Annotated in this window: 10 protein-coding genes; 8 read left to right on the forward strand and 2 right to left on the reverse strand. The window is 70.1% G+C overall.

All coding sequences use genetic code 11. The features are described from left to right. Window positions 1–46 precede the first annotated feature (46 nt). The 4 genes from FRZ32_RS13425 (at window position 47) to FRZ32_RS13440 (ending at window position 3,615) form a co-directional block, all read left to right on the forward strand. The gene (locus FRZ32_RS13425; RefSeq protein ID WP_147044487.1) at window positions 47–727 is read left to right on the forward strand and encodes a biotin--[acetyl-CoA-carboxylase] ligase; all 681 of its coding nucleotides are present in this window, start codon (window positions 47–49) and stop codon (window positions 725–727) included. 38 nt (window positions 728–765) lie between these two features. Next, the gene (locus tag FRZ32_RS13430; RefSeq protein ID WP_147043987.1) at window positions 766–1,554 is read left to right on the forward strand and encodes a type III pantothenate kinase; all 789 of its coding nucleotides are present in this window, start codon (window positions 766–768) and stop codon (window positions 1,552–1,554) included. A 160-nt stretch (window positions 1,555–1,714) separates the two neighbouring features. Then, window positions 1,715–3,358: a ribonuclease J gene (locus tag FRZ32_RS13435; RefSeq protein ID WP_147043988.1), complete on the forward strand. Its 1,644-nt coding sequence runs from the start codon at window positions 1,715–1,717 to the stop codon at window positions 3,356–3,358. Continuing rightward, on the forward strand, window positions 3,355–3,615 hold the full coding sequence (locus tag FRZ32_RS13440) for a DUF1467 family protein (RefSeq protein WP_147043989.1): 261 nt from the start codon (window positions 3,355–3,357) through the stop codon (window positions 3,613–3,615). The genes FRZ32_RS13435 and FRZ32_RS13440 overlap by 4 nt, the downstream gene beginning before the upstream one ends. A gap of 70 nt (window positions 3,616–3,685) precedes the next feature. Here FRZ32_RS13440 and FRZ32_RS13445 read toward each other — a convergent pair whose 3' ends face one another. Next, window positions 3,686–5,941, reverse strand: coding sequence for a coiled-coil domain-containing protein (locus FRZ32_RS13445; protein ID WP_147043990.1), 2,256 nt, complete (start codon window positions 5,939–5,941; stop codon window positions 3,686–3,688). A 71-nt stretch (window positions 5,942–6,012) separates the two neighbouring features. Between FRZ32_RS13445 and FRZ32_RS13450 the strand changes: the two genes are divergently transcribed. The 4 genes from FRZ32_RS13450 (at window position 6,013) to FRZ32_RS13465 (ending at window position 10,079) form a co-directional block, all read left to right on the forward strand. Continuing rightward, a complete protein-coding gene (locus FRZ32_RS13450) occupies window positions 6,013–6,315 on the forward strand; it encodes an Hpt domain-containing protein (RefSeq protein WP_147043991.1) in 303 nt (100 codons plus the stop codon). 64 nt (window positions 6,316–6,379) lie between these two features. Beyond that, window positions 6,380–7,576 (forward strand): hypothetical protein, encoded by a 1,197-nt coding sequence (locus FRZ32_RS13455; protein ID WP_158635936.1) that lies wholly within the window; start codon window positions 6,380–6,382, stop codon window positions 7,574–7,576. A gap of 35 nt (window positions 7,577–7,611) precedes the next feature. Beyond that, a complete protein-coding gene (locus FRZ32_RS13460; protein WP_147043993.1) occupies window positions 7,612–8,706 on the forward strand; it encodes a DUF2336 domain-containing protein in 1,095 nt (364 codons plus the stop codon). Next, window positions 8,703–10,079, forward strand: a complete 1,377-nt coding sequence (locus FRZ32_RS13465) for a sensor histidine kinase (RefSeq protein WP_147043994.1) — start codon at window positions 8,703–8,705, stop codon at window positions 10,077–10,079. Before FRZ32_RS13460 ends, FRZ32_RS13465 begins: the two co-directional genes overlap by 4 nt. Here the strand turns inward: FRZ32_RS13465 and FRZ32_RS13470 are convergent. After that, window positions 10,060–11,613: a DUF389 domain-containing protein gene (locus tag FRZ32_RS13470; protein ID WP_147043995.1), complete on the reverse strand. Its 1,554-nt coding sequence runs from the start codon at window positions 11,611–11,613 to the stop codon at window positions 10,060–10,062. The two genes, FRZ32_RS13465 and FRZ32_RS13470, sit on opposite strands and share 20 nt — an antisense overlap. Between the last annotated feature and the right edge of the window lie 11 nt (window positions 11,614–11,624).

The raw sequence follows: 11,624 nt of genomic DNA on the forward strand, positions 1-11,624 counted from the left end.
GGCCACCTCCGCTCAGGACGAGCGGATAGGGGGAAGTGTGGCAAATATCCGCAGCGTCGCCGAAACCGGATCGACCAATGACGATCTCGCCGCGCTCGCGACGGCGGGCGCGCCCGAAGGCCTCTGGCTGCGCGCCGATCGCCAGACCGGCGGCAAGGGACGGCAGGGCAGGGCCTGGCAATCGCCGCCCGGCAATCTTTATGCGAGCACTCTGGTCCGACTTCAGCCGGGCGATCCGTCCGCCGCGACGCTCGCTCTGGTCGCGGCTATGGCGCTTCACGAAGCGGTGCAGCCGGAAGCCCCGGCCGCGACGATCAAGTGGCCCAACGACCTGCTCGTCGAAGGCGCCAAGCTTGCCGGCATCCTGCTCGAGCGCCAGGGGGACGCCGTCGTGATCGGCTTCGGCGTCAACCTCGCATTCCACCCCGTCCTCGCCGACCGCCCCGCAACCAGCCTCAAAGCCCTCGCGGGCCGCGCGCCAAGCCCCCACTTTTTCCTCACCCGGCTCGCCCCGATCTTCCAGGCCTGGCTCGACCGCTGGCGCGCGGAGGGCCTTGCTCCGGTGCGCGCCGCCTGGTGCGCGGCGGCACATCCGGTGGGCACGCCGATCGCGGCGGGAGACCTTCGGGGTGTTTTCGACGGGCTCGAGGAAAGCGGAGCGCTCCGGCTGCGGCTGGCGGGGGGCGGGACCAAGATCATCCATGCCGGCGACGTGTTCCTGATCTGACCCTCGCCAAGGCGCGGCGGCGCGGCTAGAAGCGCCGGATGCTTCTCGCCATCGACGCCGGCAACACCAACATCGTCTTCGCGCTGGTCGGTGACGACGGCGCGATTCGCACGCGCTGGCGGATCACGACCGATCCGCGGCGGACGGCCGACGAATATGCGGTCTGGCTGGTCCAGCTGCTCGCGCTCGAAGGCTTTTCGAAAGCGGATGTGACCGGCGTCATCATCGGCACCGTCGTCCCTCGCGCCCTCCACAATCTGGAGGTGCTCGCGTCCAAATATTTCGGGGTGGAGCCGCTGGTCGCGGGACAGGGAGCGGCCGCGTGGGGTGTGGACCTGGACGTCGCCGAACCGGCAACGGTCGGCGCCGATCGGGTGCTCAACGCCATCGCCGGTCACGCCCTGCATGAAGGGGATCTTGTCGTCATCGATTTCGGCACCGCGACGACGTTCGACGTCGTGGACTATAGCGGCGCCTACAAGGGCGGGATCATCGCGCCGGGCATCAACCTGTCGCTCGATGCGCTGGTCAGCGCCGCCGCCAAGCTCCCCAAGGTGGCGATCGAGGCGCCGGAGACCGCGTCGGTGATCGGCCGCACGACCGAGACGCAGATGCACATCGGCATCTACTGGGGCTATGTCGCGATGATGGAGGGCCTGGTCGCGCGGATGAAGGCCGAGATCGGGCGGCCGGTCACTGTCATTGCCACAGGGGGCCTCGCCACCTTGTTCGATCATCACACCGGCATTTTCGATGCGATCGAGAGCGACCTGACCATCCAGGGCCTGTCGATGCTTTATCGGCGGAGCGTCGGCGCCGCTCACTGACGACGCATCCCATTGTCCTCCCGGTGCGCGTGGCGCATGGGGAGGGAGCCGTCCGAACGAGGGTGGTTGGGCTTACGGCGCCGGAATGCCCCTCCATCATGCTTCGCATGGTCCCTTCTCCCCATCGCCTGGGGCGGCAGGGAGATCTAGAAGGACAGACATGACACCCGGCAAAGAACTCCTTTTCCTCGCGCTCGGCGGCTCGGGCGAGATCGGCATGAACGTCAATCTCTATGGCTGCGACGGCAAATGGGTAATGGTCGATCTCGGCATGACCTTTGCCGATCCCGCTTATCCGGGCGTCGAGCTGATCCTGCCCGATCTGTCGTTCATCGAGGAGCGGCGCGAGGATCTGCTCGGGATCGTCCTCACCCATGGCCACGAGGACCATATCGGGGCGATCCCCTATCTCGCCGGCGATCTCGGCGTGCCGCTCTATGCGACCCCATTCACCGCCGGCCTGATCGCAGGAAAGCTGGAGGAAGAGGGGCTTACGGACGAGATCGAGCTCAACACGATCGAGATGGAGGGCGGCTTCAGCCTCGGTCCGTTCGATTTCACCTATGTGCCGCTCGCCCATTCGATTCCCGAAGGCAATGCGCTGCTGATCGAAACGCCCTATGGCCGTGTCTTCCACACCGGCGACTGGAAGCTCGACGACAGCCCGCAGCTGGGCGACCCGTCCACCGCGGCGGAACTATCCGCGATCGGGGACAAGGGCGTGCTCGCCCTCGTCTGCGATTCGACCAACGTGTTCAACGAATCGCCCTCGGGCTCCGAGCTTGGCGTTCGTGAGGGACTCGATGAGGTGATCCAGGGCGCCGATTGCCGCGTCCTCGTCACCACCTTCGCCTCCAATGCCGCGCGCCTCAAGACGCTGGGCCATGTCGCGCGGGATACGGGGCGAAAGGTCTGCGTCGCGGGCCGCAGCCTCGATCGTATCCTTCGGGTCGCGAAGAGCGTCGGCTATCTCACTGATTTTCCGGAGACCATCGATTTCGACGAGGCGATGAAGCTGCCCCGGCGCGAGGTGATGATCATCGCGACCGGCGGGCAGGGGGAGGCGCGCGCGGCGCTCGCGCGGATCGCCTTCGACCAGCACCCGCTGAAGCTCGATCCGGGCGACCTCGTCGTCTTCTCGTCCAAGCAGATTCCGGGCAACGAAATCGCGATCGGACGGATCCAGAACGAGCTCGCGGCGCGTGGAATCGAGATGATCACCGACCGCCAGGCGCCGGTCCACGTCTCCGGCCATCCCGGCCGGCCGGAGCTTGCCGCGATGTACGAATGGATCCGCCCGCAGATCATCGTCCCGGTCCATGGCGAAATGCGGCACATGACCGAGCAGGCGCGCTTCGCAAGGGCGCGCGGCATCCCGCACGGAATCGTCCAGAAGAATGGCGATCTCGTCCGGCTCGCGCCGAACGGCCCGGAAAAACTGTCGGAGGAGCGCGTCGGCCGGCTGATACTCGACGGTGACGTCATCCTCCCGGCCGATGGCGACACCATCAACCAGCGGCGTCGGCTTTCCTATGCCGGCCTGATTTCGGTCGCTGTGCCGCTCGATCCGGCCGGTCGCCTTTCCGGCGAAATCGTCATCGATCCCCAGGGCATTCCGGTCGAGGAGGATCGCGCGGCTTTCCTCGAAGAGGCGACGGATGCCGCCACCGCGGCCGCCGGCAAGCCCGCCACCAGCGAGGAGAAACTGCGCGAGGAGGTGCGTCTCGCAGTGCGCCGCTGCGCGACCGACTGGACCGGCAAGAAGCCCGTCGTCAGCGTGATGATCGTGAGGACCCGGCCATGAAATGGACCTCGATGCTGGCGATCTACGTCCTGTTCTGGACGATCAGTCTCTTCGTCGTCCTCCCGTTCGGCGTCCGCACGCATGACGAGGAGGGGACCCGACCCGAGATCGGCCACGCCGACAGCGCACCCGTCAATTTCAGCTTCGGCCGGGTGGCTCTGCGCACGACCATCCTTGCCGCGGCCGCCTTTGGCGTCTTCTACGCAAATTATGTCTACGGATGGATCGACGCCAACATGATGGGCTGGACGACCTAGCGGACCAGGGACGGCGGACGCGGACGGATGAGGGGCCGCTGCCGACTGGTGTTTCGGCGCAACTGGCGTCCTACCGCCGCAGCCTCTCGATCGCCTGGGCAAGCGCCACGTAGAGCTTGCCCATGTCCGACGAGAGGAGGGTGACGCCGAGCGTCGCCCCATCGCGCTCCGCGAGGATCCGGCGGAGCATTGCCTCGAAATCGTGGACGTAGCGGTTCACCTGGTCGCGGAAGTCCGGCTCCTCGTCGTAATGGCGCTGGATCGTACGCACCTCGCCGGCCTCTAGCAGGCGCACCGCGCGGCGGGTGAAGACGCCGCGATCGCCCTTGAGATAGGACGCCCAGGCCGTATCGGCGACCTCGTTGGACAGAAGCTTGTTCACGTCGATCGCGGTCGAATTGAGCGCTTCGATGAGCAGCGACACGCGCCGGGTCAGCGCGCCAGCCTCCTGCTCCTCGCGTCGGGCCTGATCCTCCGCGATCCGATCCTCCACCGCCTTTGCGGTCTCGGTGATGGCGAGGAGCTGGCGGGTCAGCCGCTCGCTCGCGGCACGCGCGGCCTCGGTCGCGCGCTCCGACGAGGCGGCGATCTCGACCAGTTGCTCCTCCACCGGGCGCCCGACTGCCTCCGCGATCGCATCCCGACTCGCCTGGGAGAGTGCGGCGACACTGTCGGGGATCGCGCTCGCGATCGCCTCGCGCGCATGGGTCGCGGCCTGGTTCGCGGCCTCGCGGACCCTGACGAGCTGCTCGATCAGCTGTGGCCCCGTCTCCTGGGCGAGACGTCCGGCGGCGCTATCCGCTGCCCCGAGCCCATCGATCGCCTCGCGCGCCGCGGCCGCCACTGCCTCGATCGCCTCGCGCTGGCGGGCCACGGTGCTCTCATTGTCCGCGAGCGAGCGGGCGGCTTCCGCCGCGACACCGCGAACCTCGTCCATCGCCGGAACCACCGATTTGACCGCATCCTTGGTGCGCGCCGCCTGGCCTTCGACTTCGCCGAGCGCGGCGATCAACAGGCCGCGGAGCTGATCCGACACGGTCGTGAGCGCGCCAGCAACCTCGTGCGTCCGATCGATGAGCGCGCCGGACGCATTGCTCCCCGCCTCGATCTCGCGGTGCAACTTCGCGGCGGCGTCGTGCAGCGCCGCGATCGATTGGGAAACCCGGGCGCCGTGGGCCTGGCCCGCCTCTCCAATCTCGGCGAGGCGCGCGTCGAGCGCGTCGATCTGGGAGGTAAGATTGCCGAGCAAGGCCTGGCTCGTGCTTTCCTGGGCGGCGAGGCCATCGGCGATTCTTGCGATGCCGCCGCCGATCGCCTCGATCCGGTCGGCGAGCGCCGTCCCGGCCTCGGCGCCGGACTGATCGATCGCCGCGCGTGCCTGCTCGACCATCGCCAGCATCGCCTGGCCCTGGGCTTCCATGCTCGCTCGGGTCTGTTCGACCGAATCGGCCGCGCGGGTCATGGCCTGGTCGATTGCCGCGTTCATCTGGGCGGCGACCTGGTCCATCCGCTCCTGCGCGGCGCCGGCGCCGGTCTCGATCCGCGCGATCTGCGCGCCAAGCCGCTGGGCGGCGCCGCCAACCGCCTCGTCGACATCGCGCCCGCGCGCGGTGAGCGCCGCGAGATGCCCTTCCAACGCAGCGGCCTGTTCGTGCGCGGCAAGGCCGGCGCTGCGAAGCGATTCGGCGGCGGCGCGGGCCTGCTGCTCGGCGCGCGGCAGATCGCTGAGCAGCGCGCCGATATCGACGCGGGCATTGCCAGCCGCGCTGTCGAGCGCGTTCGCCCGCCGCTCCAGATCGGCGCTCTCCCGCGCGAGATGCTGCGTGACCCGGCCGAGCCGGTCAGCGGCTTCGTCGCCAAGCGCCATCAGTCGGGTCGCCTCGGCGCTCAGCGCCTCGCCATTTTCGGCGATGCGCGACCCGACGATCCCGAGCACGGATTCGAGCGCCTGGCTTTCGCGCCGCATCGCGCCGACCGCGGCAATGAATCGCTCGCTCTCACGCCGCGGGGTGCGGCCGAAGGCGATCCAGACGAGGGTGAGGAGGATCAGCGGCGCGCTCGCGGTCGCGACCCATCCGGCCCAGGCGGACAGGCTGGCGGGCAGGCCCTCGGCGTACAGCGCGTAGCCCGCAAAGCCCGCCCAGCCCAGGGCGGCGGCGATCAGCGCGACGGCGAGCAACCGGATGCCGATGGGCGCCGCGGCCTCCTCCTCCTCGACGATCCGATCGAAACGGAACGGCGCGACCGGTTCGCCCTGATCGGCGATATCGTCCCAGGTCACACTGTCCGGCTGGTGCGCCATCGCGCGCTCTGCCCCCATGGTCATGGCCTGTTGTATCACTTCGGGGCGGATATGAAACGCCCCGTTAACGCAGATCGGCGTAACCGGGGCACCTTATGGCCTACGATCCCGGAGCCCTGAACGCCTCGCTCGCTGCCGCCGTCGGTGCCGATCCGGCGCTGCTTGGCGAGCTGCGCGACGCGTTCATCGAAAGCGCGGCGCGGCAGCTCGATCTGATGCGACGGGCCCGCTGCGACGCCAACTGGATCGCCGCGGCCGCGCGCCTGAAGAGTCTTGCCGCGAGTTTCGGGGCGACCGGGCTCACCGGATTGGCTGACGAGGCGCTTGAAGGGGCACCGGGCGATCCGGTCGTTCTGCGTCGGATCGCCGTCGCCGTCGACGACTTCGCCGCGATCTAGGACAAGCCGCTTTGCAACTGCGCGGCTGCGCGCCTATCCCTCCGCAATTCGCGCGGAGGGATCATTGGGGCTGGCCGCACTTATTGCCGCCTATCACGAATCGGCTGAGCCGGGCCGGCTGCGCGCGGCGCTTCCGCTCGCCGGCCGGACGGTGATCGAGCGGCAGGCGCGGCTCGCGGCGGCGGCCGGGGCATCGCCCGTCCTCATCCTTGCCGAGCGAATGCCTGCCGATCTCGCCGCGGCGATCGAGCGGATGCGGCGTGAGCATCTTCCGGTCCGCCTCGTCCGCAGCGCCGAGGAGGCTGCCGAGGCGGTCGAGCCGACCGACCAGCTTCTCATGATCGCCGACGGCGCGATCGCCGATGCCGCCACCCTGGCGAGCCTCGCCGCGGCGGAGGGGCCGGCGGTGCTGACCGTCGGCGATGGCGGTCACGGCGACATTTACGAGCGGATCGATGCCCATGCCCGCTGGGCGGGTGCGGCGGTGCTCGACGGCGCATTGCTGCGCTCCACCGTCGCCATGCTCCGCGACTGGGATCTGCAATCGACTCTGCTGCGCCGCATCCTCCAGGCGGCGGCGCGACAGGTGCCCGCGACGGGCCCGGTCGCGATCCTCGATGCGGTCGACGATCTCGACACGCTCGAGCGGCGGATCCTCGCCGCCGCCAATGCGAGCGGCGCCGGCTGGGCGGAGCGCCTGCTTGCGCCGCTCGAACGCCTGCTTGCCACCCTGCTCATCGCCAGCCCGCTCGCCCCGGCGATACCGGGCTACGTCGCTCTGCTCGCAACCTTCGCCGGGGCGGCCGCCTTCGCGATGAACTGGCTGTGGACCGGATTTCTGCTGACCTTGATCGCGACCCCGCTGGATGGGGCGGCGGCGCGGCTGGCGCGCGTCAGGATGCAGGGCGATCCGTCAGAGAGCTGGTGGCGGCACTTGCTGCCCTACGCCTCGGCGCTCGGCCTGCTCGGCCTCGCTGCGAGCCTCGCGCCGACGATCGGCTGGGGGATCATTCTTGTCGCGGCGATGACGATCGCATTTCTGATCGCGCAGGGAATCGAGCTGCGCGGCGTCGCGCCCGCCGGCCGCCTGCTCCTTGCCGAGCCCAAAGGAATGACCTGGCTGCTGCTGCCCTTCGCGGCCGCCGGGCAGTGGGCAGGCGGGATCGCGGTCCTGATGGCCTATGCCGTCGCCTCCTTCTTCTGGAGCCAGCGGCAGGCGCATTCCGGGCTGACCCGTAACGGGACAGCCGAAACCGGCTAACGACAGCTTAACCGACGACGCGCTAAGGCAAAACCATGGCCGAAGCGCGATCCAGCCGGGATGGAAAGCAGGGCGATGCCGCGCGCCTCCTGCTCGCCGCCGCGCGCGACCGTTTCGCCGCCGCCGCGACGGACCTGCTGCTCCCCGACCAGGGCCGCCTGACGGAGTGGCAGCGCGTCACCGCAGGGGCGTTGCTCACCCGCCTTGTCGGCGCGATCGAGGATGATCTGCGCGCACGCCTTGCCGCACGGTTCGAGGATCATGCCGCGCTCCACGCCGCCTTGTCCTCCGCCCATGTGCCGATCGCGTTGCCGATCCTCGAGCGCGCGCAGGCCCTGCGCGATCCGGAGCTGACCGCGCTGCTGGTGCGCCGCGCGGAGGAACATCGGTTCTGGACCGCCCATGCCGCGCATGGCGACGGAGATTTCCTCCACGATCTCGTTCGCGATGCCGATGACGACATCGCCGCCGAGGCGATGGAGCTGGTGATCGGCCGTGCCCGGCGCTTCGATCGATTCCAGGAGCCCTTGCTTGGCGAGGTCGAGCTTCCGGCCGAGCTTCAGCACCGCCTCGTCTGGCGGATCGCGGCGGCGCTGCGCCATTATATCGTCCAGCACCACCGCGCCGGCGGTGTCGATGCGGCGGTGGAGGAGACCGCGAGCGCGCTCATCGCCGGCTATGACGAGGGGGAAACGCTGGAGGCGAGAGCCCTGCGCCTCGCCCGCCGGCTCGATCGCGCCGGCCGGCTCGATGGCGCGCTGCTCGCCCGCTCGCTGGGGGAGGGGATGCTGCCCTTCTTCCTCGCCGGACTCGCCGTCCGCTGCGGGCTCGATGCCGGTGCGGCGTGGGAAGTGCTCTCCGACCCACGCGGGCGCGGCCCGGCACTGCTGCTTCGCGCGGGCGCAATCGATCGGCCGGACGCGGCCGCGATCCTGCTCGCGCTCGCCAGTCGGGGACCGCTGCTGTCCGGCGCCGAGGAAGAACGAACGGCCGCGCAGGTCGAACTTTACGATACGCTCGACGAGGCGGCGGCGCGTGATGTGCTGCGGTTGTGGCAGGCCAATCCGGCCTATCGCGCCAGCGTCGCGCGCATCTCCACGCGGTCCCGCGCCGCGGCGGAGGCGGCGTGAGCGCGCTCGACCTCGAAGCCCGCCCGGTGACAGGCCGGGTCGATGCGGACGGTCGCCTCATCGCCGCCGATCCGCCGCTCGCCGATCTCAACGCGCGCGCCGGCGGTGCGCAAGGCGGCCCGCTTTCGGTGCCGCAGATCGCCGCGCTTGCCCGACTCGCCCGACGGCTCGGCATCACCGTCTCGCGCGCGGCGATCGCCGCGGACGGGGATCAGGATATCGATCTTTGGGTGCGTGCCCAGCCCGAAGGCGACGAGGTGGCGCTCTCGATCACCGGCTGGACGCGCCATGCCCCTCAGCCTGCCGCGGCCCGCGCCGGCCGTGAGGCCGATTTCGAGCGCGCGGCCGCCGACTGGACCTGGGAGAGCGACGACACGCTGAAACTGACCCAGGTGTCGATCGCCGCCGCTGCCGCGATCGGCCGACCGCAGGCCGAGCTGGTCGGGATGCCGTTGACCCGCATCTTCCGCTTCCGGGAAGGACCCGACGGCTCGCTTCCGATCCTCGCCGCGCTCGCCGGCCATGTCGCGTTCGAGGATCAGGTCGCGGACCTGCGCGCCGGGCGCAAGGGCCGCTATCATCTCTCCGCGGTGCCTCTCATCGACGGCATGGGCCGGTTTGCCGGATTCTCCGGCGCGGCGGTCGGCCATCGCCCGGACAGCGAGCCGGCCGTCGAACCCGAGCCGGAGCCGCCCGCGCCCGATGGCGCCGCTTTCGGAGCCCGACTCGACGCGGCCTTGCGCGGTCCGCTGGCCGAGATCGTCGAAAATGCCGAGCGCATCCGCAGCCAGCCCGAGGGACCGCTGCGCCGCGATTATGCCGGCTATGCGGGCGACATTGCGACCGCCGGCCGTCACCTCCTCGCGCTGGTCGACGACCTCGTCGATCTCCAGGCGATCGAACGGCCCGATTTCACGCCTGAGGCCGAGGCGATCGACCTTGCCGACATCGCCCGCCGCGTCGCCGGGCTGCTAGCGGTTCGCGCCGCCGATCGCGAGGTTCGCATCGATGCCCCCGCCGCCGACGAGGGGCTCCCGGCGACCGGCGACTTCACCCGCGCGCTCCAGATCCTCATGAACCTCGTCGCCAATGCGGTGCGCTACACGCCTGCCGGCGGCCAGGTCTGGGTGCGCACCGAGCGCGAGGGCGATCTCGCCGCCGTGATCGTCGCCGATCAGGGCAAGGGGATCGCGCCGGAGGACCAGGAGCGGATTTTCGGCAAGTTCGAGCGGGTCGACCCTTCGGAGCCCGGCGGCACCGGCCTTGGCCTCTACATCGCCCGCCGGCTGGCGCGCGCAATGGGTGGAGACATCGCCGTCGACAGCGCGCCGGGACAGGGCGCACGCTTCACCTTCACCCTGCCGGCGCGTTAGCCACGCCCGGCATCCGCCAGCCGAGCCGCACGTCGCCTCCATCCGGCCCGCCATCGGCGCTGGCTCTTGCGCCCGCCTGCGTCAGCGCGGCGACCACGGCCTCGCGCTCCGCCGGATTGCCGCCCGAGACCGCGATCGGCAGGCCAAGCCGCTGCGCCGCCCATGCCGCGGTCGCGATGGTTGCGGCGCCGCCGGCGTCCGGGGCGTCATCGCCGAACGTCACGCGGCCGAGCGGCGTGACCGGCGGGATGAGCGCGATCGACCAGTCCGGCTCTCCGGCGGCGACGCGCCGCTCGAGCTGGCGATAGACGATCATCGGCGCGCCCGGCAGCTCGGCGGCGCGGACCTCGGCGCGCCGGGCATCGCGGTCGATCAGGACCTGATCCGCCGGAACCCCGGCGACGAGCGCGAGCTGGCGTGCGACCCGATCGGCGTCGCGCTGCGCATCAAGCCCGCGCGCGGCGGCGAGCTGTTGCGCCTCGGTCGCGTCATTGTCGGTATGGATCTGATCGAGCGAGACGTGGACGCGCCTGCCGAGCATCGCGCCAAGCTGATTGGTGATCGCCCGCTCCGCATCCGGCCTGTATTGCGGCGTAAGGAGCGTCGCGACGATTTCGATTGGGTCGGATCGATAGTCGACGTCGAGCCCGTTCACGCGCGCCTGATCCCCGAAATAGCGGCCGACGACCTGGCGGATCTCGCGCGAGGCCACCGTTTCCCACCCGATCTGCCGCAGCGACAGGCCCAGCGGCACCGCCAGCGCCACCATGACGGCGAGGGCGAGTGTCGCCTGGAGCCGTGTCTGCTGCGGCGACAGGTTCGGCGCAAAGCCGTAAAGGCGGGCGAGGAAGGCGGCGGAGGCCGCGATCGTCATCAGGTTCGTGAAAAAGAGAAGGAACGCGCCGCCGAGGACGGTGAGGTTCGCGGTCGCGAGGCCGAAGCCGACGACGGCGATCGGCGGCATCAACGCCGTCGCGATCGCGACGCCGACGATCGTGCCATGCTTGCCCCGGATCATCGCATAGGTGCCGGCGAGGCCCGAGAAGAGCGCGACGAGCAGGTCGAACAGGTTGGGGCGGGTGCGTGCCGCGATTTCGTCGGTCACCGTCTGGAGCGGTGAGACGAGCACGATCAGCGCGCAGAATATGGTCGCGATCACCACGCCCGCGGCGAGCGCCCTCAGCGTCCGGCGCATTTCCGAAAGGTCGAAGGTCGCGACCGCGAAGCCGAGGCCGATAATCGGCCCCATCAGCGGCGAAATCAGCATCGCGCCGATCACGACGGCCGGCGAGGAGAGCAGCAGGCCGAGCACGGCGATGCCGGCGGACATGAGGGACATGAACGCGAAATGCGGGGACCAGCCCGCATCGTCGCGCACCGCCGTCACCACTGCGGCGTGATCGACGCTCGCCACGACATTATGGCCCCACCAGCGCGAGAAGGGGATGTGGACCCGGTGCGGGGTCGAGTTCGCTGCAAGGGACCCGACGGGGCCGGTGCTCCCCTGGGGCGAGGCTGGTCCGTTCCTGGCCATGGCCGGTGGCG

The organism is Sphingosinicella ginsenosidimutans (assembly GCF_007995055.1).
Taxonomy (GTDB): Bacteria; Pseudomonadota; Alphaproteobacteria; order Sphingomonadales; family Sphingomonadaceae; genus Allosphingosinicella; species Allosphingosinicella ginsenosidimutans.

What these genes read in the sequence shown, in the direction of transcription:
- FRZ32_RS13430 (WP_147043987.1), top strand. Translation starts at nt 766, where the DNA reads ATGCTTCTCGCCATCGACGCCGGCAACACCAACATCGTCTTCGCGCTG.
- FRZ32_RS13435 (WP_147043988.1), top strand. Translation starts at nt 1,715, where the DNA reads ATGACACCCGGCAAAGAACTCCTTTTCCTCGCGCTCGGCGGCTCGGGC.
- FRZ32_RS13440 (WP_147043989.1), top strand. Translation starts at nt 3,355, where the DNA reads ATGAAATGGACCTCGATGCTGGCGATCTACGTCCTGTTCTGGACGATC.
- FRZ32_RS13445 (WP_147043990.1), bottom strand. Translation starts at nt 5,941, where the DNA reads ATGACCATGGGGGCAGAGCGCGCGATGGCGCACCAGCCGGACAGTGTG.
- FRZ32_RS13450 (WP_147043991.1), top strand. Translation starts at nt 6,013, where the DNA reads ATGGCCTACGATCCCGGAGCCCTGAACGCCTCGCTCGCTGCCGCCGTC.
- FRZ32_RS13460 (WP_147043993.1), top strand. Translation starts at nt 7,612, where the DNA reads ATGGCCGAAGCGCGATCCAGCCGGGATGGAAAGCAGGGCGATGCCGCG.
- FRZ32_RS13470 (WP_147043995.1), bottom strand. Translation starts at nt 11,613, where the DNA reads ATGGCCAGGAACGGACCAGCCTCGCCCCAGGGGAGCACCGGCCCCGTC.